This is a genomic window from Vibrio sp. 10N.222.51.C5 (assembly GCF_041474575.1).
Classification (GTDB): domain Bacteria; phylum Pseudomonadota; class Gammaproteobacteria; order Enterobacterales; family Vibrionaceae; genus Vibrio; species Vibrio crassostreae_C.
In genome coordinates this window covers 1-25,120 of record NZ_JBFRUJ010000040.1, presented here as the reverse complement: position 1 = coordinate 25,120, position 25,120 = coordinate 1, and the positions used below count along the sequence as shown (strand labels likewise).

At 45.5% G+C, this 25,120-nt stretch carries 21 protein-coding genes; 9 read left to right on the top strand and 12 right to left on the bottom strand.

Translation table 11 applies throughout. From position 1 onward, the window contains the following. Positions 1–33 precede the first annotated feature (33 nt). Complete coding sequence (locus AB4558_RS13330; protein WP_372072729.1) at positions 34–1,254, bottom strand: EAL and HDOD domain-containing protein; 1,221 nt, start codon at positions 1,252–1,254, stop codon at positions 34–36. Positions 1,255–1,299: 45 nt separating this feature from the next. After that, the gene (gene rhtB / locus AB4558_RS13325; RefSeq protein WP_017061024.1) at positions 1,300–1,917 is read right to left on the bottom strand and encodes a homoserine/homoserine lactone efflux protein; all 618 of its coding nucleotides are present in this window, start codon (positions 1,915–1,917) and stop codon (positions 1,300–1,302) included. 81 nt (positions 1,918–1,998) lie between these two features. Here rhtB and AB4558_RS13320 point away from each other — a divergent pair, with 81 nt between their 5' ends. Continuing rightward, positions 1,999–2,979: an alpha/beta fold hydrolase gene (locus tag AB4558_RS13320; protein ID WP_017061023.1), complete on the top strand. Its 981-nt coding sequence runs from the start codon at positions 1,999–2,001 to the stop codon at positions 2,977–2,979. A gap of 182 nt (positions 2,980–3,161) precedes the next feature. Continuing rightward, on the top strand, positions 3,162–3,989 hold the full coding sequence (locus AB4558_RS13315; RefSeq protein ID WP_017061022.1) for a Cof-type HAD-IIB family hydrolase: 828 nt from the start codon (positions 3,162–3,164) through the stop codon (positions 3,987–3,989). 87 nt (positions 3,990–4,076) lie between these two features. Here AB4558_RS13315 and AB4558_RS13310 read toward each other — a convergent pair whose 3' ends face one another. Further along, positions 4,077–4,544 (bottom strand): EVE domain-containing protein, encoded by a 468-nt coding sequence (locus tag AB4558_RS13310; RefSeq protein WP_017061021.1) that lies wholly within the window; start codon positions 4,542–4,544, stop codon positions 4,077–4,079. 39 nt (positions 4,545–4,583) lie between these two features. Here AB4558_RS13310 and AB4558_RS13305 point away from each other — a divergent pair, with 39 nt between their 5' ends. Both AB4558_RS13305 and AB4558_RS13300 read left to right on the top strand, forming a co-directional pair. Beyond that, positions 4,584–6,128 (top strand): COG3650 family protein, encoded by a 1,545-nt coding sequence (locus tag AB4558_RS13305; RefSeq protein WP_017061020.1) that lies wholly within the window; start codon positions 4,584–4,586, stop codon positions 6,126–6,128. Positions 6,129–6,130: 2 nt separating this feature from the next. Beyond that, positions 6,131–6,727 (top strand): tRNA-uridine aminocarboxypropyltransferase, encoded by a 597-nt coding sequence (locus AB4558_RS13300; RefSeq protein WP_017061019.1) that lies wholly within the window; start codon positions 6,131–6,133, stop codon positions 6,725–6,727. A gap of 145 nt (positions 6,728–6,872) precedes the next feature. On the opposite strand, the gene AB4558_RS13295 is transcribed toward AB4558_RS13300, so the two are convergent. From AB4558_RS13295 to lptM, 8 genes are all read right to left on the bottom strand, one after another. After that, on the bottom strand, positions 6,873–9,353 hold the full coding sequence (locus AB4558_RS13295; protein WP_372072727.1) for an EAL domain-containing protein: 2,481 nt from the start codon (positions 9,351–9,353) through the stop codon (positions 6,873–6,875). Between the two features lie 192 nt (positions 9,354–9,545). Further along, a complete protein-coding gene (locus AB4558_RS13290; protein WP_017071799.1) occupies positions 9,546–12,044 on the bottom strand; it encodes an EAL domain-containing protein in 2,499 nt (832 codons plus the stop codon). Positions 12,045–12,212: 168 nt separating this feature from the next. Further along, positions 12,213–12,929, bottom strand: a complete 717-nt coding sequence (gene yigB / locus AB4558_RS13285; protein ID WP_017068593.1) for a 5-amino-6-(5-phospho-D-ribitylamino)uracil phosphatase YigB — start codon at positions 12,927–12,929, stop codon at positions 12,213–12,215. A gap of 15 nt (positions 12,930–12,944) precedes the next feature. After that, positions 12,945–13,877: a tyrosine recombinase XerC gene (xerC, locus tag AB4558_RS13280; RefSeq protein ID WP_017061015.1), complete on the bottom strand. Its 933-nt coding sequence runs from the start codon at positions 13,875–13,877 to the stop codon at positions 12,945–12,947. Next, positions 13,846–14,544, bottom strand: coding sequence for a DUF484 family protein (locus AB4558_RS13275; RefSeq protein ID WP_017061014.1), 699 nt, complete (start codon positions 14,542–14,544; stop codon positions 13,846–13,848). Before AB4558_RS13275 ends, xerC begins: the two co-directional genes overlap by 32 nt. Before the next feature lie 44 nt (positions 14,545–14,588). Next, the gene (gene dapF / locus AB4558_RS13270; protein WP_017061013.1) at positions 14,589–15,419 is read right to left on the bottom strand and encodes a diaminopimelate epimerase; all 831 of its coding nucleotides are present in this window, start codon (positions 15,417–15,419) and stop codon (positions 14,589–14,591) included. Between the two features lie 11 nt (positions 15,420–15,430). Then, on the bottom strand, positions 15,431–16,684 hold the full coding sequence (lysA, locus tag AB4558_RS13265) for a diaminopimelate decarboxylase (RefSeq protein ID WP_017061012.1): 1,254 nt from the start codon (positions 16,682–16,684) through the stop codon (positions 15,431–15,433). A 42-nt stretch (positions 16,685–16,726) separates the two neighbouring features. After that, positions 16,727–16,843 (bottom strand): LPS translocon maturation chaperone LptM, encoded by a 117-nt coding sequence (lptM, locus tag AB4558_RS22030; protein WP_017063757.1) that lies wholly within the window; start codon positions 16,841–16,843, stop codon positions 16,727–16,729. Positions 16,844–16,918: 75 nt separating this feature from the next. Here lptM and cyaY point away from each other — a divergent pair, with 75 nt between their 5' ends. Beyond that, positions 16,919–17,233 carry an iron donor protein CyaY gene (gene cyaY / locus AB4558_RS13255; protein WP_017061010.1) on the top strand — a complete coding sequence of 105 codons (315 nt, stop codon included), beginning with the start codon at positions 16,919–16,921 and terminating at the stop codon, positions 17,231–17,233. Positions 17,234–17,304: 71 nt separating this feature from the next. Here the strand turns inward: cyaY and AB4558_RS13250 are convergent, their stop codons facing one another. After that, entirely contained in the window at positions 17,305–19,833 is a 2,529-nt protein-coding gene (locus AB4558_RS13250) for a class I adenylate cyclase (protein ID WP_017063755.1), read from the bottom strand. 344 nt (positions 19,834–20,177) lie between these two features. Here AB4558_RS13250 and hemC point away from each other — a divergent pair, with 344 nt between their 5' ends. Genes hemC through AB4558_RS13230 form a run of 4 tightly spaced genes read left to right on the top strand, consistent with a single transcriptional unit; the run spans position 20,178 to position 24,274 of the window. Then, a complete protein-coding gene (hemC, locus tag AB4558_RS13245) occupies positions 20,178–21,116 on the top strand; it encodes a hydroxymethylbilane synthase (protein ID WP_372072725.1) in 939 nt (312 codons plus the stop codon). Positions 21,117–21,118: 2 nt separating this feature from the next. After that, positions 21,119–21,847, top strand: coding sequence for a uroporphyrinogen-III synthase (locus tag AB4558_RS13240; RefSeq protein ID WP_017061007.1), 729 nt, complete (start codon positions 21,119–21,121; stop codon positions 21,845–21,847). 19 nt (positions 21,848–21,866) lie between these two features. Further along, positions 21,867–23,093: a uroporphyrinogen-III C-methyltransferase gene (locus AB4558_RS13235; RefSeq protein WP_372072723.1), complete on the top strand. Its 1,227-nt coding sequence runs from the start codon at positions 21,867–21,869 to the stop codon at positions 23,091–23,093. Then, positions 23,093–24,274, top strand: coding sequence for a heme biosynthesis protein HemY (locus tag AB4558_RS13230; RefSeq protein ID WP_017061005.1), 1,182 nt, complete (start codon positions 23,093–23,095; stop codon positions 24,272–24,274). Before AB4558_RS13235 ends, AB4558_RS13230 begins: the two co-directional genes overlap by 1 nt. Positions 24,275–25,120 lie beyond the last annotated feature (846 nt).

The following is a 25,120-nucleotide window of genomic DNA, read 5'->3' as shown; positions in this document are numbered from 1 at the left end:
TTATAATTGTCATAAAAGTTTAACGAAGATAAATCAGAGCTGATTGGTTACGTTATGACTCCAGCGTCGAGCTTCGGTGAGCTCAGTTTTAACCTGTTCCACACTCAATCCTAAATGAGCACAGTGCTCATCCATCTGCTGCCAATCGGCATGTTCAAAGCTCTCTTCAAGTGCGAGCAAGGTACCATATGGCCCTTCTCTACGTAATAGAGCAACCTTGATACTTTTACACAGCGGCAACTGCTCGACTAAGTTATCTAACGACAAGTCCAACAGAGCATCCAACAAGGAGAATAAGCCAATCATAAAGGCCTGTTCTCTATACCCTTCAAATGCCTGATAGCGAGACATACGCTGACAAAACTGAGCACGCTGTAGAGACAATCCATACAGCTCTTTAGGCTTTTTATCGGACACATAAGAGGCGACGGCTAACGAGACAAACATTTTCAGTTTCTCTTGACCTAGATATACCAAAGCCTGACGAAAAGAAGAGATGGTAACTTCAAGGCGCGGCGACATAGTATTCACAAAACGCAGCAGCTTATATGAGAGCGCCACATCTTTCGCGACAATGCTCTCCACCCGTTGAAAGTCCACATCGGGCTTACACACTTCTTGAAACAGCTCCATAGCAATCACTTGCTCAGGGCTAATGTATTTACTCTTGATGATTTCCGGTTTATTGAAAAAGTAACCTTGGAAAAACTTAAAGCCAGCCTCTTTGGCTTGCTGGAATTCTTGTTCGGTCTCAACGCGCTCCGCCAAAAAGCTAAACTTTTTCCCTTGATGCGCCCTAACCAAATCACACGCTTCATCCAAACCCATCTGCATAATATCGAGCTTTACGATATGCGTGTATTTAAGGAAACGTTCCCATTCTGGGGTCGAAGTAAAATCATCTAGGGCAATCATGTAACCCGCTTGGTAAAGGTCTTTAACCGCTTCCAACAATTCATCTGTTGGTTTACAGGTTTCCAGAATCTCTACCACCACCTTATCTTTCGGCAAACTTAAGGGCAGTCGACGAATCAAACTTTGATAAGGGAAGTTGATAAAGCAGCGTGAAGATGGAATAGAAGGGTTAAGACCAACAGACAAGAAGTTCTCAACAATCAGACGATACGTTGCTCGATTAGACTCAATATGCGCTGGGTACGCATTCTTTTCTCCATCGCGAAATAACAACTCATAGCCGAGTGTATTCCTCTTGCGATTTAAGATAGGTTGTCGAGCAACGTATGTAGCGGTCATTTCTTGATAACTCTGATTGGTTTAACTATAACTCAGTCGCTTAATCTAAGCTTTCGCGGCAGCTAGCAAAGCACCGCAGCCCATGAACATACCACCAAATATTTTATTTATCTTACCCATTATGCGATCAGAGCGAATAAAACGTCCCATTTGTGACGCTAATGAGGTGTAACCCAACATAACAACGCTATCAATGAATACTGTCGTCACACCTAGCACTAATAACTGAGGTGCTTGAGGTTGTGTAGGGTCAATAAACTGAGGAAACAAAGCCACCAAAAACACGATTGATTTCGGGTTAGTTAGGTTGATAAGCACAGCGTTTCTCAGCAGTTTGCCACTCGACAGAGTAGAGCTTTCTTCAGATGCTACTAGGCTCGAGCTATCACGCCACTTTTGAATACCTAACCAAAGTAAGTACACCACGCCGACCCACTTAATGATGGTGAACGCCAACGCAGACTTAGCAACGAGTGCACCGATACCCGCGCCCACCAGCATAATGTGAAACGCAAGACCAAGCTGTAAGCCAACAATTGATGCGAGTGACTTTTTAGTGCCATAGCTAAGCCCATTACTGATTGAGTTAACGGTACCCGAGCCCGGAGCCAAGCTAAACAAAATCGCTGTGACAACATAAGCAAGCCAAACATGAGTATCCATTTGCATTTCCTTACTAGTTCTTTAATCTAACAACATTAGTAGCAATAAAGCTCTCACACGCATCAGTTCAGGTAATTTCCCATGGAAAACCACAGCGAAGCCACCTTCCCTTACACTCAAGAACCTCAGTTCGATCATGCGATTAAACACCCGATCAACGCTCTTTGGCAACAAAGAAAAGAGGGGTTTTTAACATCGTCTGGTAAAAAGAAACTGTACTGGTGCAGCCTCACCTCAGAAAAGCACAGCAAAGCTATTGTGATTTCAAATGGCCGTATCGAATGCTGCCAAAAATACCAAGAAATCTTTTATGATTTTTATCAACAAGGCTATGACGTTTATTCATTTGACCACCAAGGTCAAGGCCAGTCTGAACGTATGGTAACAGACTCTGACATTGGTCACATTCATGAGTTTGATGATTATGAATCTGACATGTCTGACGTCATTGCCAGTTTTGATCTCAGTAAGTATTCCAATCGCTACCTGCTCGCACACTCAATGGGCAGCACCATAGCCACTCGCTACCTACAAACCCATCCAGACCACCCGTTTGATAAGGTGACTCTGTGCGCTCCGATGTTTGGTATCAATACCGAGTGGTACCTGAAACCTATCGCGATGATCGTTGGACAAGTGCTTACCGCTTTTTATGCCAAGCCAACTTACGCGCCGGGCCAGCAAGCATATTATTCGAAGCCTTTTGAAAACAACTTACTGAGCCACAGTAAGGTTCGCTATCAGTGGTTCCGCCGCTTATATGACGAGTCTCCATCTTTGCAGGTGGGTGGACCAAGCACGCGTTGGGTGTGGCAAGGGTTAATGGCCGCCAAGCAAGCAATTCAACAAACTCGTCAAATCAAGATCCCTCTGCTATTGATTCAAGCTGGGGATGAAAAGATTGTCAGTAACAGTGCTCAAGTAAAGTTCATCTCTAAGCTGAAGAAAACCAACTCTGATTGTCAGTTTAAGTTGATTGAGGGTTCTAGGCATGAGGTGTTGTTTGAGCAGGATGAATATCGCAATCAAACACTGGATGCGATCAATCAGTTTTTCGCCTAGAGCTAATAGGCTAAGCAACCTACCAAGAAAATAAGCGCTAAAGAGGAAGAGAAGTAAGTGAGCTTTGCCCTCTTTTCTTGCATGAATTTGGCATACAATTTCTACCTAGAGATATTGTAGTTAAAACGATTCTAGCGCTGGCTAGCGTCAATATTGGTTAAGCATTTTGCAATGAGGGTTAAATGAGTATTCCTGCACTAAAAGATTCCGTGAAAATTGTTGCTTCTGATTTAGATGGTACGCTTTTGGCTCCCAACCATCAGCTAAGCGACTTTACCAAGCTAACGCTTAAGAAATTACACGACCAAGGTTATACCTTCATCTTCGCTACGGGTCGTCACCACGTCGATGTGGCGGGTATTCGTCAGATAGCAGGTATTCCGGCGTACATGATCACTTCAAACGGTGCACGCGTGCATGACCAAAACGATCAACTGATGTATAGCCAGAACGTACCTCAGGAACTCGTTCAGCCAGTTATTGATATTGTGCGCCAAGATCCAAACCTCTTTATTCACATGTACCAGAATGAAGATTGGTTACTAGACCGTGAAGATGAAATGTTGGCTAAATTCCACAGTGAGTCTGGCTTTAGCTACAAGCGCTTTGAAGCTGAAAACGCACCAAGCGAAGGCATCGCGAAAGTCTTCTTCACACATCCAGAACAAGACCACGAATATCTCGTCACGTTTGAACAAAAGCTAAGAGATGCTTTTGGCGACAAACTGAACATCGCCTTCTCTACACCTTGGTGTCTGGAAGTGATGGCAGCTGAAGTCTCTAAAGGCCACGCTCTAGACGCTGTTGCAAAATCACTAAACCTGACTCTGGATAACTGTGTTGCCTTTGGGGATGGTATGAATGACGCTGAGATGCTGGCTATGGCGGGTAAAGGTCTAATCATGGGTACATCACATGAGAAAGTGATGAAAGCACTACCTGACAATGAAGTGATTGGCAGTAACGCAGACGATGCCGTTGCTCACTACCTAGAAAAGCATCTGCTCTAATCTCGCTCGTTGAACAGATCTGAATAAATAAAAAGGCAGCCAACTGGCTGCCTTTTTTGAACCTTACGTAAAAAGCTCTCTCTAACGCTATCGAGAACCTAACACTTCTTTGCTTAAGATTGCCTGCCACTCTTGTTCGGTAACCGGCATGATCGATAAGCGATTACCGCGTTTCACCAAGGGCATTTCGGAGAGTTCAGGCATGGCTTTAAGCGTAACCAAAGGAATCAAGCGCTCAGTCACTCGCACAAACTCGACATCCACCATGATCCAGCGTGGGTTATCGGGTGAAGACTTAGGATCGTAGTAATCACTCTCAGGGTCGAACTGAAAGTGGTCTGGGTAGGCTTCTCTGGTTACTTTAGCGATCCCCGCTACGCCAACTTTTTTACATGATGAGTGGTATATCATCACCAGATCGCCAAGCTTGACGTCATCACGCATCATGTTTCGAGCCTGATAGTTGCGTACACCCTCCCAACAAGAGGTTTTTTGTACTCTAAGAGTCTGAATAGAGAAGGTGTCGGGTTCTGTTTTAAATAACCAATATGCCATAATAAATCCAATTAACGGTTGCTCCGAGGAAGATATAACATGAAGGTAATGAAAAACCCAGTGACATGGCTAGTCGCGTTCGCTCTGCAAGGCTGTGTTACGGCACCTGATACGCCGCAACAACCTGAACAGCCCCCAGCAAACTTGGATGAGCCACTGAGCATTCAACCGCAAACCTTCATCATGCGTGGTCAGGTGGTGGTTGGCCATGAAAGCCGAACCTTCACTCCTTGCGGTAGCCAACAACAATACTGGTTAGACTTATCTCCAGAGTTAGCGTTAGAAGCACAAGGGCTCTCAACGAGACCTTACCAAGCCTTATATGGCGAGCTGATTGGTCACCTAACCGTGCCGAGCCAAACGGGTTATAACGCAGATTTCACAGCGCGTTTCGTGGTTGACCAAGTGAACATCCTAACCGCAGAGAACCCAGATCGCTGCGTCCAACCGCTGCGCTCAACACGAGTATTTGGTAATGAACCCTTCTGGTCAGCAACCTTCGATAAAGACCAGCTGAAATACACCAAGATGGGCGAACAGCCACAGACCCTCGATATTGAATCAAGCCGCACCACATCGAGCAGCCGTGACTACCAATTAGAAGGTAAAGCTGCACAAGGCAAACTCAACCTTACGAAAGAGAGCTGTAGCGACGGCATGAGCGATTCTATCTATGGATGGCATGCCAAGCTTAACCTCAATGACAGTAACTACAATGGCTGTGCGACGGTCTCTAACCAAGATCCAACGCTGGACTGGAGCGGACTCTACTTCGCTAGCTCAACGCAAAACTCAGGGTTCTCTATCAACCTTGAACTCAACAATGACCACAGTGCTATCACGACTTATTCATACAGCAATGGAGACCCTTCCATTGTTGAACAAGGCTTCTGGCAGCAACTGAACCAAAATCAGGTACAAGTGGTTATGACTCGCCACCAGCAACAATATTTGATCTCCGAGCGCATCTTCACACTCGATAATGGCAAGCTAATCGCTGAAAAAGAGAAAGTGGGCAACGTGGTGTATCCGATTGCCAATGGCGGTCTGGTGCTATTCGAAGCTAAGAGTGCGCAAGCACAAGTAAACACCACCACTAACGTTGATCTAACCGCAAAGCAGGTGAACTCCAGCGATCAACTTGATCCAAAAGTCGACCAAGCGATCCGCGAATACTTTAAGATCAACAACAGCTCACCTGACGACACTAAATACCGCTGGTTAACCTACGACCTCAACGGCGACGGTAAAGAAGAGCTGTTCGCCCAACTCGATTGGTGTGGTTCTGGTGGCTGTACACTGCTAATTTTCGAAAACCATCAAGATAACTGGCGCTTCAATAGCCGAGTGACACTGGTTAAGGGCGACATACGCTTAGGTAAATCGCAAAACCACGGCTGGCAGGATCTGATCTTCAATGTCAGTGGCGGCGGTGCAACACCGGCGAAACACACACTTTCATACTCTGGTGTCAGCTACCCGCTAAACCCAAGTGTCGCTCCAGTTGCAGATGATGCTGATATCAGCGACGTGGTTTTGTTTGCTGATGGTATCTCACCCGCACAAAGTGGAGTTAAGTTGTAAACATGAGTAACCAACAAGCTTGCCATGGTTGTAGCTTCACTCACCAATGTATTTGTCACCTGATACCTAGTGTCGCAAGCCAAATCGATCTTGTACTGCTCACTCATGAGAATGAACTGTCACGCGATACCAATACAGGGAAGCTGCTTCAGCAATCCCTTGATCAGTGTCAGTCCATTGTATGGCAAAGGAAAACACCACCAGCGGAGCTCATCGCACTGCTTGACGATGAAACACGACAACCGTTTCTTTTATTCCCAAGTGATCAAAGTGTCGAGTGCCAGCAAGCTGTAATGACCCAAGCCCAGAGCCGTAAGCCGCTATTCATCATCTTGGATGGCACATGGCAAGAAGCGAAGAAGATGCTTAACAAGAGCTCGTGGTTACAAGCAGTTCCGCAAGTTCACCTCGATATTACCAGCGAATCTTCATACACCTTGCGCCGCAACCAAGACAGTGGCCACTTGTGTACTTGTGAAGTGGGTATTGAGTTACTCAAATCTTTAGGTGAAAGTGAATCTGCCAAGCTCATTGATGACTACTACCAGCATTATCTAAAAGTGTTCCACGCCGACAAGTGTGGCCACGCCCTCAAATAGACCAAGCAGGCGCGCGGGAAGGTAAAAACACATTTCGGGACGAGACAGACACTAAAAACAAAAAGGGTGAGCCATAAGCTCACCCTTTTTACATCGTATTTTCGTTATTGAGCCAACCAGTGTTTCACGTGAAACGCTCGCTCCATCAAAACAAACGCTGAGGTTGACCAAAGTAATACCCTTGCAAGTAATCGACCCCCATGTCTTCAGCAATACGGCACACCTGCTCATTATGAACGAACTCCGCCACCGTCTTAGCATTCAGAATCTGGCATAAGCTCACCAACTGCTGAGCGATCTTGCGCTGCTTTTTATCTTTATCAATATTGCGAATCAAACTGCCATCAAGCTTGATCACCTGTGGTTCTAGCTTCAATATCTCATCAATGTTCGAATAGCCCGAACCAAAGTCATCAACAATAATATTCACACCAAGATCGCGGAAGTGATTACACACCTCAATCAAGCGACCGTAATCCTGAATTTGTTCCGTTTCTAACACCTCCAAGCCAATACGCTGTGGGTGACTGATTTTCTTGATCGCTTGTTCAAGGTGAAGAATGGTTTTCTCATTGCTGAAATCTTGTGGCGCTAAATTAATTGAGAACGAATCGGTTCGCTGACTCATAAAATCGAAGGTGCGCGTTATCATCTGACGACTGAGGCGTGTATAGAGATGGGTTCCTTCAATGATTGGCAAGAACTTACCCGGTGCAATTAACTGACCGTCCTCTTCAATTCGAACCAAACACTCGTAGCTCTCTACCTGATGACTGTGTGCTGAAACTATGGGCTGAGAGCACGCCACAATATTCTGATTAAGCACCGCGCGACTCACGCACGACAGCCAACCAAGTTGCTCTTGGCGATGCTTCTCCAATTGAATGAGTGCCTTGGCGCTCACTAGGTGCTTGTTCTGGCTGACAGCGCTGCGCCTCGCATCAATCGCCTTCAACAATAAGTCATCAATAGAGGTAGTCGGGAAATCTCGACGGCTGGCGATACCCGCACAGATAGACACCGACAAGTAATCAATATCGGGTAAACCGGTAGGCTCAAAATTCACATGCTCGGTTTGATCGGCAAATTCCGAGAATCGCTGATGAATATGTTCTTGGCTCGCCCAACTATCAAACACCACCGCCCACTCACCAATACCGATACTGTAGAGCTGACAGCCCTCATCAAAGAACTGCCACAGCGCCTTTTGAAAGTACTCACTCAAATCATGCAGAAGCTTGTCACCCACTCGATAGCCATACTTCTCATTGATCTGACCAAAGGTCGTGACCTTCAAAGCTAACAAGTGGCTGTCACTGCTCATTTTCGACAGTTTCTCACGCAGCACACTTCGATTGGGTAAACCTGTACGGTGATCAATTCGATAGCTTGCCGTCAATGCAGTGGCTTGCTGCTGAATCTTACTCGCCATACTGTTATTCATATCATCGACATCAAGCAGGGCATTTCGGATCAATGAAAACAGAGGGGATATATTGGTAGCGGGTTGTGTCTCTAATGGCAATACTGCCTTACCCTCACCCTCTCTAAGCGCAAGGTAAGTGAGGCTATGGTGCAAGATTCGCTGTTGGCTATTCTCTTGATAAAGTTCTCCCATGCAGTAAACGCCATAGCTGTCGGCCAATTTTTGGAAAACCTCTACCTCTTGGTTGCCATCGATAAAGTCGATGCGAGAGGTGCAGTTGTAAATGAAGAACTGTTCTGGCCTATGAGAGGCGATCTGCTGCACGCCCAGTCGTATCTGCTCTAAGGTCAGTGATGGATGGTCATAACAAAACCGGACCTCATCGCCCACTTGGAACAGGCCGCTGAATTCTATCTCTCCACTTTCCGTTACCTTGAGCGGTAAGTGAATGTTTTGCTCTTTCGGGTCACCGACCATCAAGGGAAAGTTATGCAGTTGCTCAAAAGGCACTTCGAGGCCATCAGCGAGGTAACGATTGTAGAGTTCGCGAACAGGCATCCCATCCAGTTCCAACAACCGGTTCTCTTGAGCACCTGTCACTCGAAAAGTTCGACCAATCGGATTCCATTCAGTGTAGTAACCCTTAGCGATGGAGAGCTCAACACTGTGCAGCGCCAACATCACATAGGCATTTTCATAGCAAATGCCGTCTAACATCACCCATCGCCCATTATCTGTGATGGTCGATGCACCGCCACAGATCGGTAATGAATACATCGACTGCTCAAACGCTGAAAATAGATCTCGGTTATTTATCTGCAAGCGGTCTGCGAAACAGATGATGCTTTGAGTATTATCATTGCACTCAAGCTGTTGCCACATAGCGTGGCTATCGAGCAATGGTTGTTCGCTATATTCGACAACACCACAAGAGTAAGACGTCGCGTCAAAGCGGGTAACAATCAGATAAAGACCTTGGTGCAGGATGACACCTTGACTAATGTAGTGGTTAGCACTGCAACCAATCAATTTGGCATTGGGAAAAGTCGATTGAATCACTTGGCAGGCAGCCAAAACAGAACCTTTCTCGAAAGACGAAAACACCTGAATCAGTAGGCTTTCATGTTGATGAAAATCTATCTTTTCCAATTCACGTTGGGTTTGCTCAATGTCTTGTATCAGGAGAGAAGTCGACTGCATATTCACATTAATCGTTACGTTAATGATTTATTATTGTGCTTATTATAGATAAGGCTTGCACGGAATACTTGCGATCGCGTTATGAATAATGTGACCTTAGTTAGACATCATTCATTCCGCCAAAAAGCAGTCATTAATGGCGGCGCAGTACTTTTATAGCCAGTCGTTACACAATGCGGGAAGCTTTAACTGCTAAAACAGTCGCTTAGGCTCACCGAAGTAGTAACCCTGCAGATAATCGACACCCATTTGCTCTGCTATCTCACAAACCTGTTGGTTATGGACAAATTCAGCGACCGTTTTGGCATTGAACACTTGGCACAAACGAATCAACTGAGAGGCTATGTTTCTTTGTTTTTGATCTTTGTCGATATTACGAATCAAGCTACCGTCGAGCTTAATGATCTGTGGCTCAAGCTTAATGATTTCCTCGATGTTGGAGTAACCAGAGCCAAAGTCATCAACAATGATTCTCGCCCCAAGCGCACGGAAGTGATCACACACCTCAATCATGCGGCCATAATCTTTAATCTGTTCAGACTCGAGAACTTCTAAACCAAGTCGAGTAGGATCGTTCATACCACTGATCGCAGCCTCAAGGACCTCGAGCGTCTTATCGCTCAACAAATCTTGTGGGGATAGATTGATAGAAAATGAGCTCTGCTTATCCGCCATATAGCCAATAGTGCTCTTAATCATGTGTCGACTAAGGCGCGTGTAAAGATGGGTGTCAGCAATGATAGGTAAGAACTTTCCTGGTGGCACAATAGTACCGTCCGACTCCATGATTCTGACCAAACACTCTTGGCCAATCATTTCGTGCGTAACCGACTCCACAATCGGCTGGGAATAGGTGATGATGTTCTGATCTAGAATCGCACGACTTACACAACTCAACCAACCGAGTTGCTCTTTGCGGTCCTCTTCGCTCACCTGAATATCTTTGGCATTGGTGATGTGGGTATTGTTACGTACTCCATAGCGTCGAGCTTCGATCGCTTTCAATAAGATCTGGTCACCACTGTCGGTTAAGAAGTCACAACGACTAGCAAAGCCGCCACACAGAGAAACTGACAGGTAATCAATATCAGCCAAACCATATGGCTCAAAATTTATGTGTTCGATGTCATCGGCGAACTCAACGAAACCTTCTTTTATTTTCGTACTACCAACACTAGCATTGAAGATAATCGCCCACTCTCCAACACCAATACTGAATAGCTCTACCTTCACGCGAGGCTCTTTAACCACACGAAGCTGTAATCGCTCGATAAAGTGATTAGACAGATCGAGTAGCAGCTGATCCCCCACTTGATAACCATACTTCTCGTTAACCTGATGGAAGTTGGTTAGCTTTAAGGTCAGCAGATGTTCACTGAACAGAATCGTATTGAGGCGCTCTTTCAGTACGATACGGTTCGGCAAACCAGTACGCGAGTCAATGCGATAGCTTTCGGTTAAGCGACGCGCTTGTTGATGGAGTTTCTTTTCCATCTGAGTATTCATACTGTCGAGATCAGCGACTGCATTTCTGACTAGGTTAAGCAATGGCGACACGGTTGAGCCACACTGAAAGTCTTCGCAATGAAACTCTTTAATCTCGTCAGACTCGCGCATAGCGATATAAGTCAAGCTGTGGTGCAGTATCTCTTGGCGGTCTTCATTACGGTATAGCTCCCCCATGCAGTAGGCACCACATGTATTCACTATCCCTTCAAATGGCTTGAGCTCAAGTTTACTGTCGATAAATTCAAGTCGAGATACGCAGTTATAAATGATCACCGATTCAGGCTGATGCATGGCTAGCATCTCGGCACCGTGGTGCACCTTTTCTGCAGTGAGCGATGGGTGGTTATAACAAAACTGCGCCTCTTCACCGACATGCCAAGGGCTATCAAACTCAATACTGCCATCATCATTAATACGTAGCGGCGTCGAGATACCCTTCTTTCTGCCAAGTTCTCGATAAAGTGGAAAGCTCATCAGTTGACTAAAAGGAAGGTCTTTGCCATCCGCAAGGTAATGTTTGAATACTTCAATAGCCGGCTTGTCGTTCAATGCGTATAAGCGATTTCCGATTGCGTGTGTGACTCGTAGCTTCATCCCAATCGGGTTCCACTCAGAGTACGCGTCCGACCAAACCTTCAATCTTGGGTTAGTCAGAGCCACAGCAACACAGGCGTGCTGGTAGGTTTGCTCGTTATACATAACCCAACGGCCAAATTCATTCTCATGGCACAGTCCACCAGCTATCGGCAAGGCGTAAGGCAAATTTTCAAAAGCGCTATAAATAGGATAATCACGCCCTTCAACCTGATCGCACAAGCTGATGACCGTTTTGGTTTCTTCTGTAAGGCGCAGCTGAAAAGCTAAGTCTTGGCTGTCTTGATTTGGATTGCCGGAAAAAGGCTGGACCGCAGAGGTTAGATGGGTTTCGTTGAACTCACTGATGATGACTAAGGTGCATGCACTTTCAAGGCAATTATCACAGATAACATGACGAGCACTCTGGCCAATTAGCGTCGCATTATTTAAACGATTGAGGGCAACACCCGCGATTTGACGAGCTAGATCTGAAGATTGAGCTGAGAAAATTTGAATAAGGTACTGTTTGCTGTCACACCATTCTCGCTGATCAAATTGAGCTCTAAATAACGCCTCAGTATTTGCGAGAAATGTAAATGTTTGCATGCCAACCCTTGTTCAAAATCGAGTGAAGTAACAACCCGCAACCACTGCTATGACTGAAATGAATCGATAAAAAGTAGTCGCCAATTATCCTAGCCTAATCAGGCTTTTATAGGCGACTAATGTAACAATTCAATAGCATAAATGCGACACAATAAGCTTACCGAGCCATTAAATTAGTCGCATAAGATCGCTAAGTTGGTCTATTTCAACATCAGGGAGCACACTCGCCTTCGGGGAGCGGTATAAATTGGAACCAGTGTCATTAAACCAGCACGCTTGGAAGCCATTTTGCTTGGCTCCATAGACATCCGTTTTGAGGTGATCGCCAACATGAAGAATATTCTCAGCGTCACAACCTAGGTGTTGCTGAGCTTTTTCAAACATATCTGGATAGGGTTTTGCTCTGCCATCAGGGCCGGCTTTAAGGATTAATTGAAAGTACAGCCCTAAGCCAATTTTGTGTGGATCGACATTGCCATTGGTAATCGCAACCAGAGGAATACGTTGGCTAAGTTCAGTCATCACTCGATGCGTTTCTTGAGGGACATCGACTTGATTACGCAACCACAAGGCATGCTCAATGCCCTCTCGAGCCGCTTGCTCTGCTTGCTGCAGAGAGTAACCCAATTGCAGCAAACCACTCTTAATCTGAGTTTCACGCCACACGGTGACATCATGTTTCAAAGCTGGGTTTTCAGATGCGACTTGCTGCTTAATGCCCTGCCACTCTTCAAGCGATAAAGAAGCCGACACTGGGTGCTTTTGATAAAGCCACTGTGCCATCTCTTTCTCAACCTTCATGATCACAGGCCAGTTGTCATACAGGGTGTCATCCAAGTCAAAGGTCATGGCTTTGATGGGCTTTAACCCTCGATAAATTCGCATAGTAAACCCTTTAATCTAATCTTTATTCTTCTTACGAGCTCTCGGGTGAGCCTGATCATAAGCTTGTGCTAAGTGTTGGAAATCTAAGTGGGTATACACTTGGGTCGTCGAGATGTTTTCATGGCCAAGCAACTCTTGCACAGCACGAAGATTTTGGCTCGATTCCAGCACATGCGTTGCAAAGGAGTGACGCAGTTTATGCGGGCTGATGTGGCTCGCGACAGATTGCTTCTTGCCCCACTCTTCCATGCGCTTTTGCACGCTGCGGTGAGAGATACGAGTCCCGAGCTTAGAGACAAACAGCGCGGTTTCACCCGGTGAAGCCAATTCACCACGAACTTTGAGCCATTTATCGACCCACTCTTTAGCTAAACCAGAAAAAGGCGCTTTGCGTTCTTTGTCGCCTTTACCAATCACTCGGATTTCGCCTTGTCGACCCAACACATCTTTCAGATTGATGCCGACCAGTTCTGCCAGTCGTAATCCAGCACCATACATCACCTCCATCATCGCTCGATCACGAATCGACAATGGATCGTCCTCATTCACATCAAGCAGTTGACCCACTTCATCAACATCGAGGTTTTTAGGCAAAGGGCGTTGTTTGCGAGGTGCAGAGACACCTTTGGCTGGATTGGCGGTCATTTCGCCACGCAACACAAGGAAATCAAAGAAGCTGCGCAGTGACGATAAGCGCGTTGCAATGCTGCTCGCTTTCATTCCCTCACGCATGCCTTTACTGGCCAGTTGTCTGACCCACGCCGCATCGACTTGACCCCAATCCTTTAGCCCTAGAGTGACTAAATGACCGGCCATGGTTTCAAGTTGTTGTTTGTAATTACGTTGGGTGTGTAGGCTGAGTCCCTTCTCGCTTCGGAGATATTCATAGAAGCGAGAAAGTGGCTTTTGAAGGCTGTTAGGAAGAGGTATTTTGGGCTCTAGGCTCATTATTTATCTGCCAAGGTAAGGTGTCCGCCAAATGAGCGACAACAAGTGCTAAATGGCGTAAAAAGAGCGTATCCATATGGGGTTGGAAATGTCCGCCATCTTCACTAGAAAAGGCGAGCAAACCCAATGGAGACTGCTTAGCAAGCGGTAGTACTACATAAGAGCCTAGCTCTGGAACTGGATAATCACCAAACAAATCGTGTCTGTCGGCTTTTCTCAAGCGTCCAAGATAAGCATCTTTGCCATTGAAATGGTTAAGCGAAAACTTAGAGTAACCCTCAGCACTCAACTGATAAAAGCCAGATTGCGAAAGAATACGAACATGAGCCTTAAGCCCAAGATCTAACGCTTTTTGTTCAACGGCTTTTATCACCTGCATGAAGTCACTGCATTTCAGCACTTGCGCTTGCAGATCCATAAACTCATAGAAGGTTTTATCGTTATTTGCTGCCAACGACATCAAGCCAGTGATCTCTTCTTCAAGCTCTTCGATTCGATGACGTTGGCGTTTAAGCTGAACCTCAACCAGAGAAACAGCGCCCTGCTCAACGTTATTGATAGCAAGGCGATCAACCAAATCTTTTCGGTCTTGGAAAAAATCTGGGTTATCACGTAAATATTCCGCGACCACTTCTGCGGTGAGTGCGTCGGCTTCAACGTAAGACAAAACCTATCCTTTATTTTTATGAATATATTTGTTTTGGGTCGTTATTAGCAAGAAAGTTGACCATCAAACACATGCGTTGCAGGGCCGGTCATAAACAGAGGTTTACCCGGGCCTTGCCAGCTAATGTGTAAGTCACCGCCTGGTAGACGAACCTTCACATTCTCAGCCAGTAAGCCTTGAGTGATACCCACTGCAACTGCGCCACACGCTCCGCTGCCACATGCCTGAGTTTCACCCGCGCCGCGTTCGTAAACACGTAGACGAACTTCTTCACGGTTAACGACCTGCATAAAGCCAGCATTAACACGCTCAGGGAAACGTTCATGTGATTCAAGTAGTGGGCCTAAGGTGTCCACATCAGCCGTGTCGACGTCATCAACCACGGTAACCACATGTGGGTTACCCATGCTTACCGCACCACAGAATAAGGTGTGTACATCCGTTCTTAGGATATACGTCTTCTCTGGCTGCTTGGCCTTGAATGGAATCTTGCCGGGTTCGAACTCAGGAATGCCCATGTTCACCGTGATCAGGTCATTCTCTTCAATCTTGAGAACCATTTTACCTTTCTTGGTACTCACGTTGATGCTGTACTTATTCGTTAAGCCTTTCATGCGAACGAATCGTGCAAAACAACGTGCACCATTGCCACACTGCTCCACTTCACTGCCATCCGCATTGAATATGCGGTAATGGAAATCAGTTTCTGGATCATAGGGAGCCTCAACCACAAGTAGCTGATCAAAGCCCACGCCAGTGTGACGATCCGCCAAACGACGGATCAAATCTGGAGAAAAGAAAATATTTTGAGTAATGCAGTCCACGACCATGAAATCATTGCCCAAACCATGCATTTTAGAAAAGTGGAAGTGCATAACGCTTAAAATTACTCCGGAAGAATGTTTTCAAGTTCCCACAGACTCGTAAGCTCTTCACGCTGACGAACCAAGTGAGTTTTATCGCCATCCACCATCACTTCAGCCGCACGCGAACGAGTGTTGTAGTTAGATGACATCGCGAAGCCATAAGCACCCGCTGAACGAACTGCTAGCAGATCACCTTCTTCAAGAACAAGGTCACGATCTTTACCTAGGAAATCGCCTGTCTCACAGATTGGGCCAACCAAATCGTAAGTCACAGCTTCACCCTGACGAGGGCTAACAGGAACAATATCCTGCCAAGCTTGATAAAGTGCTGGGCGCATTAGGTCGTTCATTGCTGCATCGATGATGGCAAAGTTCTTGTGCTCTGTTGGCTTGAGGAACTCGACTTTCGTTAATAATACACCAGCGTTAGCAGCAATCGCTCTTCCAGGCTCGAAAATCAGCTCTAGATCAGAATGATTGTCTAGGCGAGCCAATAAGGCTTTCGCGTAGTCAGAAGGCTGTGGTGGTAATTCATCACGATAAACCACACCCAAACCGCCACCGACATCAAGGTGTTTGATGTTGATACCGTTAGCACGTAGCTGGTCGATCAGCGCAAGCAGGCGATCGGTTGCATCGATGAAAGGTTCGATATCCGTTAACTGAGAACCAATGTGGCAATCAATACCATGGATAGACAAGTTATCGAGTGTTTTTGCAAACTCATAGACAGCAGGAGCACGGTCGAAAGCGATACCAAACTTGTTATCACGCAGACCAGTAGAGATATAAGGGTGAGTGTTCGCATCAACGTCTGGGTTGATACGCAGTGAAATCGGCGCTTTAACACCAAGCTCACCAGCTACTTTATTCAGTCGCTCTAGTTCTGGTTCAGACTCTACGTTGAAACACTTAATGTTCAACTCAAGCGCACGCTTCATTTCAGCGGCTGTTTTACCGACACCAGAGAATACAACTTTTGCTGGATCGCCACCGGCAGCAACCACACGCTCTAGCTCACCGCCAGAAACGATATCGAAGCCAGAGCCCAAACGAGCCAAAGTATTCAACACGCCAAGGTTTGAGTTAGCTTTAACGGCATAACACACCAAGTGCGGATGCTCACCAACCGATGAATCAAACGCATTCCAGTGGCGTTCTAATGTTGCACGAGAATATACATACAGCGGTGTACCATATTGCTCTGCTAGTTGTGAAAGTGCGACGTCCTCAGCCCAAAGCTGGCCATCTTCCTGATAGTTGAAGTAATCCAAAGTTCTTATCCCTTATAAATAACGATTTCTGCGTGTTTTCACTTATTGTGATTGTTCGGTTTGCTGAACTTCATCAGGATCGTACAAAGGACCCGTTTGACCACAACCAGAAAGTCCAATAACGGACATCATAAATAGAGCAGCAATTAATTTTTTCATTTTGCATATCGTGATTATTAACTCAATGCCCCCTATAATCGCACCACACTCAGGAAAAGCAATAGGATAGAAAGGATGAACGAGACTGAATTTCATCAGCTGGTCGATATACAGATGCAAAACATCGAAGAAGCTATCGATGAATCAGAGGCAGATATTGATTACGAAGTGACTGGTAACGTGATGACGCTGGAGTTTGAGAACCGCAGCCAAATCATCATTAACCGCCAAGAACCAATGAAAGAAATCTGGTTAGCGTCTAAATCTGGTGGCTTTCACTTCAAGCTAGTTGACGACAAGTGGACATGTTCAAAGACGGGCATGGAGCTGTTTGAGATGGTTAAAGAAGAATGCGTGAAGCACGCAGGTGAAGCGATCGATTGGGTCTAATCATTTGTAAGCAAAACTAAAAAGGAGTGAATCAATCACTCCTTTTTCAATATCAATCGGGCTTAGTAAGACTAGATGTTGACTATCTTTGAGCTCCGAGAAGCTAAAGTTGCATCGTTACGATAAGGCACAACGTAAGAATTGCCTTCTTCAGGATGAACGATTTGGTAGTACTGAGGTAGGTTAAAGTTAATCAACTTAGACGACATCTTCGACTCATCTTTTACCGATGTGTAGAAAGAATTCACGCTCGCGATCATCTCATCTTTTTCACCGCTGTACTGGTGGTAGACCTCAACTTGGTTCGACTCGTCCAATACATAAATATTGAAGCCTTTGTCGGTATCTTCGAAAAAGAACTGAATCAAGCCCTCACTCGCAAAACCATCCACCACTTCTGGTAGCTGATACTCTTGCTCTTTATCGAGCATCAGTAAAGGTGAGCCTTTGAGCTTATTGGTTGAGATGCTACGGTAGAAATCGACCGAGTTTTCCAACATCTGTACCGACACACCACGACGTTCGAAGAACAGACCAAACATCTTATTAGCTAAACGAATAGCCTTAAAGCGGCGGCGCTTCTCGGGTTCAATCGGTTTCAATCGTAAATCGATACACTCAGCAAGCAGTTGATACACCATGTTACGCATCACACCACGCAGGTTTTTGCTGTAACAGAACACATCAACCGATTCTGGCGGTAAAGCATCTTGGTGCATTTTGCCAAGCACCGTCTTCAGCGCATCCAGCATTGCCGTATCACCTTGGAAATGCAGCGTACGTACTTCATGCCAAGAGTTACGATAAACTAAGTCGACACTGCCGACTAAGCTCTTACCTTCCTCACCAAAGCTGAAGATATCGGCGTTCTTGAGGTCCACTTTTAATGCACGACCACTTAATTCAGACGTCGGGTCATTTTCAAAGTTGATGAACATCGCTAGCTGGCTTATCTCACACGGGCTCGCCAGTGCTTGCATACTTGGGCGACGCTTACGCAAAGAAAACGTATTACGCAGGTCGCTCACCATTTGATAGAACTTATCGATATCGATGTGAGCGTCACGTACCACAGAGTGCAAACGTGTCGACTCGGTAATCAAGCCATTAAAAAACGACCATGCTACCAACTTACTCAAGTACTCATGGTGCTCTAGAGAAGGCTGACCAAGAATGCGGTGTGCAACCAGTGGCTGCTTATACAAGTACCAACCTGCTTTATTCGACTGACCCTGACGAACTTCGATGAAGCTCAAGTCGGGTTCATGCAGATCCGGAGAGATTTGTGGGTTCAGCAGTGTCACTTTACCTGGCAATACCTCAAACGCAGCGTAAAGCTTACGTGCCAAGATGCTGATATCTTGTGGACTGATTGCCGAAGTGATGTCGTTACGACGCGCAAATTGAATCAGATTACGATAGCTCAGCATCAAGGCATCAAGCAGTGCATGGTGCACCACTTTAACCTGCTCAACCTTCCAGTTACGGCGGTTATCGAGCTCAGCAATGGTTTCATGTCCCCAATTCCAAGATTTAGTCATCTCGGTTAAGGCTTCACGACGCCACGCAACGGAGCCAATGCCCGCATCTCGTGACAACTTCTCGTGGGTCTTAAGATAAAAACAGCGCCTCACCAAGTCCAATCGAGTATGGTCGTTAATACGCTCTAGGTAGCGCGTTACCTTCTCAAGCATCAGATAGTAACTATCCATGCCATACAGATCCGGTTCATCCGCGAAGAAGCGACGCTTGGTATCAATACTCAGCAGTTGGGTGTTTGGGTATTCCCATGAATAGGCTTCTAACAGGATCGCCTTCAAAACCGATTTATACGGTGAGTCGATACTCTTATAGAGCTGCCACAGGTTTGAACCAAAGTACTCTTCAGCGGGAATGCGATTCAGCTTGCCGAAATCGATCCACTGCGAGCAATCAAGATAGCCATCCTGACACAAACCTTGAACATACTCGTCGTAACACTCTTCCATTTCTGGCGGAATGATTTGCCACAACAAACGCTGACCAGCCAAACGAACCGCAGAGCGATAAAACTCATCAAGCAATAATAAGTGCTGTGAAGAACCACAGTTATCGCCGGTCATCTCTTCTGAATGGTTCGAACGGAAACGCTCTTCATCCATCAAGAAGAAGTTCGCTTCTACTCCCAAGGTTTCAGCCCAATCGGTAATCAAGAGACACTTGTTGGTTAGGCTATCGCGAGATGCGCCATCCATATCCGGGGAAACACACACCCAGATATCAAGATCACTTGAAGTGCTTTGACCAATAGAAGAAGTACTACCCATGGTGTACAAGCCAAGGATTGCTGGTTCATCAGCTTCGGTGAGTTTGCCACCCAGCGTTAATTCGGTATCAGAGACAAATTGCTTTTGGAATTCATTAAGCGTGAAGCTACGAATTCCAAAAGGAACTTGTTGGTCATAATAACCAGGCATCATCGGGTGATTGAAGTGAAGCAGTGCGGGAATAAGGTTGAATACTCGCTGGCCTTGCACATTCATCAACGCCAACGCACGATCAATGCGCTGCTGATTTAGATTGTCTAATCGTTGAATCAAAGTTTGAGTGTAAGCCTGCAAGGTAAGTCCTTGGTTTGAGGTTAAGTGCAGTTCTGTTTAGTTACTGAACGAAAGGAGCAACAAAACGTGATCAATTTAACACTTTTACCCTTAATGGTAAAGCAAAGGAACCCGTCATACTGGTCAATTCCTTGATGACAGAAAGTTAAACTCACGGCGTCGTAGTGTCCTCTTTATTGACTATTTCTAATAATAGCCCATGTTTCAAATGAGATACTAATCACACTATTTTGGTGAACTCATGAAAATCTCTCAGCTATCAAAGTATGGAATGATCAAACAGTAAGAATTCTCGCCTCATAATGGTAGGATTAGGCTATTACAGAACCTATATCGGAAACACCATGACAAATTCAGCACCAATCCGTATCGCGACCAGAAAAAGCCCTCTTGCCCTTTGGCAGGCATACTTTGTAAGGGATGCACTGCAAGCTGCTCACCCTGGTTTAGAGGTTGAGTTGGTAACTATGGTGACCAAAGGTGACATCATCCTAGACACTCCGCTTGCTAAAGTGGGTGGTAAAGGACTGTTCGTTAAAGAACTTGAAGTAGCCATGCTAGAAGGTCGTGCTGACCTAGCGGTTCACTCAATGAAAGATGTACCTGTCGACTTCCCTGAAGGTCTAGGTCTGGTAACAATTTGTGAGCGCGAAGATCCGCGTGACGCTTTCGTATCAAACACTTACAACAACATCGACGAACTCCCACAAGGTGCTGTCGTGGGTACGTGCAGTCTGCGTCGCCAATGCCAACTGTTAGAATACCGCCCAGATCTGATCATCAAAGAGCTGCGCGGCAACGTTGGTACTCGTCTAGGTAAACTCGATGATGGTCAATACGATGCGATCGTACTGGCTGCTGCAGGTCTTAAACGTCTAGAGCTAGAAGAGCGTATTCGTAGCTTCATCGAACCAGAGCAGTCTCTCCCTGCTGTTGGCCAAGGCGCTGTTGGTATTGAGTGTCGCCTTGATGACGAGCGTCTGATTAAACTCCTTGAACCACTGAATCATAAAGACACGGCTGATCGTGTACTGTGCGAACGTGCAATGAACCTTACCCTAGAAGGTGGCTGTCAGGTTCCTATCGGCAGCTACTCATTATTAGATGACGAAAACATCTGGCTACGTGCATTAGTTGGTGAACCGGACGGTTCTAAGATGGTTCGTGGTGAGATCTCTGGCCCTCGCAAAGATGCAGAAGCACTTGGCGTGACTCTGGCAAATCAATTGCTGGATGATGGCGCGAGAGAAATCTTAACCAAGCTCTACGTTGACCAAGAATAATCATGACAGTGTTGGTGACTCGTCCCGGTTCAGAGGGACAATCGCTTTGCCAACAACTAGCGGATGAAGGGGTTCAAGCAATCCATCATCCGCTGATTCGTATCGTGGATAATCCCAACTCTGCGGATTTAAGCACCCAGCTTAATAACAGCGATATCATTATTGCAGTCAGTCACCACGCCGTGGCGGCTGCCCAAAGCATCCTTTCAAAAACCTCATCCATTTGGCCTACTTCGCCGCTTTATCTTGGCGTTGGTCAAAAAACTGCGCACGTTTTAAGCAAAGTCTGTAAACAAAAAGTAAACTATCCTCAAGTTAGTGATAGTGAACATCTTCTTAAACTTACTGAACTTAATGGCGTAGAAAATAAGTCCATTTTGATACTACGTGGCAATGGTGGGCGTGAGCTCATTAGGGATTCTCTACTCAATCGAGGTGCACAAGTCTCTTATTGTGAGACCTACCGTAGAGAATATATTCCTATTAGCGACCACAATACCTATCAAACATGGATAAACAAAAAAACGTCCAAAGTTGTCATCACTAGTCAGGAACAATTGGAGTATCTCTGCTCAATTACCCCTGATGAGTATTTGGCTTGGCTTTCAACAAGACATCTATTTGTCCCAAGCCAGCGCATTGTAGAACGAGCACAACAACTCGGCTTCTCGAATGTGACCAATACTCACAGTGCTACGAACCAAATATTACTGGCTGCTCTCCGGCCCTAGCTAGAAACAGGAAATAAGCATGACAAGCAAAAAAAATAATGAGCATATTGAACCTGAAAAGAAACAAGATACTCAGCCAGTAGTTGTTGAAAACGAAAAAGCTGACTCTACAGAGACAAAACAACCTGAACAGAAGCTTGATGCCTCTGCTTCAAATACCGCTAAAAATGAGCAGCCTCAAGCTGAGCATAAAGAGCAAATAGAGAAAGCAGAAAAGCAAGGTAAGCGCGGTGTCAAACTAGGCGCTATTGCGATCGCTATTTCAATTATCTTCAGTGGCGGTATCGCATTTCAAATGCAGCAAAAGAGCGCTGAATACTCGGCTCAAATAGCCGCTCTTCAAGCACAACTTCAAAATACCCAATCTGCGGTAAATAAAGACCTACAAACCATCAAGCAAGAGACTATCCAAGAAGCCTCACACGCGGTGGAGAAAACTCAGGTCGTGCAATCTCAACAGCAGAAGAGCATTCAAAGCCTGCAGTTAGCAGTGGCTGACGTGAAAGGTCGCCGCCCGAATGACTGGTTGCTTGCTGAAGCTGATTACCTTGTGAAACTAGCAGGACGTAAACTGTTCCTCGAGCATGATGCCGTTAGTGCAACCAAACTAATGGAAAGCGCCGATCAACGTATCGCCGCACTGAATGACCCGAGCTTAGTGTCACTGCGTCAATCAATGACCAATGACATTACTAAGCTTCGCACTATTCCTCTTATCGACCGTGACGGCTTAGTTCTACGCATCACAAGCCTACAACAACAAGTCGATACGCTGCCGCTTGCCAATGCAATCCTGCCTGAGGCTACCGCTGTTGAGAAAAAAGCCGTATCGCAAGATATTAATGATTGGCAGAACAACCTGATGACGTCGATGAAAGACTTCTCAGAAAACTTCATTACCTTCCGTAGTCGTGATGGCGAAGTTATCCCTCTACTCTCTCCTGAACAACACTTCTACCTGCGTGAAAACATCAAAGGTAAATTAGAAACCGCGATTCGCGCCGTCTACAAAGAACAAGGTGAACTCTATAGCGCAGCTCTTAATACCGCTAGCGAGTGGTCGAAAGCGTATCTAAACCAAGATAACAACTCAGTGATTGAATTTGAGAAAGCGATTAAACAGCTAAGTGAACAGAACATCTCTGTGAAATACCCTGTAAAGCTTGAATCTCAAAATGAGTTGTCAGATGTGATACGTGAGCGCCTACGTCGTGAAGTCACCGTTATGACCACGGAGGAAAAATAATGATTCGTTGGATTTTTCTTTTTCTCGTTCTAGGTGCTGGGTTAATTGTTGGTACTCAGTTCTCTGGTCAACAAGGCTACGTTCTGATCTCAATTGCGAATAAGACTATTGAGATGAGCGTGACAACACTGGTTATCTTTGTCATTGCTCTTCTAGCGGCTCTATTCGGCTTAGAGTACCTATTTAAAAAGCTTATGTACGCAAGCTCGACAACTTGGAACTGGTTCAGTGTTCGTAAGCTGAAACGTTCTCGTCGTTATACCAATGAAGGCATTATCAAGCTACTTGAAGGTGACTGGAAAGGCGCTGAGAAGAAAGTAACTCGTTGGGCTAACCATCACGACATGCCTCTACTTTGTTATTTAGTCGCTTCTCAAGCGGCACACGAACAAGGTAATACAAGTGAGCGAGATAAGTACATCGAGCTTGCTAGCCAACAGGACGACTCTCTACTAGCGGTTGAGCTAACTAAAGCTAAACAGCAAATCAGCGAGTCAAACTACGAAGCTGCATTCGATACACTTTCGACCCTAAAAGGCACATACCCTAATAACACTGCTGTACTTGGCCTGTTAAAAGCCACTTACTTGCAACTGAAGTTATGGCAGCCATTGCTAGAGTTAACTCCTAAATTAGTTAAGAACAAACTTCTAACAGCTGATGAGCAACGTGAATTAGAGCAGAAAGCACAATGTGGGCTACTTCATGATGTGGCACAACAGCAAGGTAGCGAAGGTTTAATCAGCCATTGGAACAAGCTTTCAAGAAAACAGAAACAAAGTTCGCACCTTGTATCCTGCTTTGTGAAGCAACTTATCGCTCGCAAAGCTGACTCAGAAGCCTTCACTGTGATCAAAGAGAACATTGCAAAGAGTGGGTCAAATGAACTCTACATGTTGCTTCCAGAGCTGAACTTATCCGATCACCACCCAGTAGTGGTCATGCTAGAACGTGCAATTAGTAAAGACAGTGGTAATGCCGAAGCACACAGCGCGCTGGCTCAGTTCTACTTAAGAGAGCAGAAGTGGGCGGAAGCACAAAGCCACTTCGAAAAAGCCCTAGCACTTCGCTCAAATGTTTCAGATTACGGATACCTATCTGACGCACTAGAGAAGCAAAACTTAACGAAAGCAGCTCACGAGGTTTCTCGTAAAGCGCTCGCTCTAGTTCAACCCGCTTAACTCTAAGCGACTCAAACTAAGCCGATGTCTAGCATCGGCTTTTTTGTATCTGCTATTTAACCCTAGATAACTTCTACAATAGCTATAAACCAAGCTCATCAAACACTTACCTGCCCAATACCAACTAACCATGAAATTGCTCAACTGGGCTTCTCAAACACACGGAAAACGACTTTAGTTGTGTCTGTACGTAGTTTTACCATTCTTATAAACAAGTCCTTATAATAGGTTCGAGAGGAGTCATAGAGAAAAGTGATACCTTGAAGTTCAAGAACAAATGGAGATCAGCTTGAGAGAAGGCGCTTAAAGATATTTACCCGCAGACAGATGCCCACTTAAAGTCACGTTGAATTAACAATTAAATAGCCATCAACGTTCCAACTATAAACCGTTATAACCGGGGAGTTCACGTAACTGCCTGTAGATTAATCTATTAAGTAGAGGGAGATAGCAAGAGTTACCGACCAACAAAACCTTGTTATTAGAAACGAGGCATCTTTATCAGCCAGTTCAAATTAGTAGGAGATAGAGCTCTCAAGACGCTCAGGAAAAGTTAATCAACGAACCAATAGCCACAAGTATAAACTTACGTAATCAAGCGCTGCTAGAGAGAGCAGAGCTTAATAATAAGTGTCGGAATATCAGAGCTCGTGATCAACGTAAAGCGCCTCTACAAACTCTGAGACGAATAATAAGACTCATACCAATCCGGAAAATTAACTGATCAGGTCAATCCAATCTCTTGTACACATTTTTGTGACGCGATCTTTGCACTCAAGAAATCCATTCCAAGCGCTACAGACCTTCGAAACAATATCGTTATAATCAATGAAGTTTTGGTTTGCT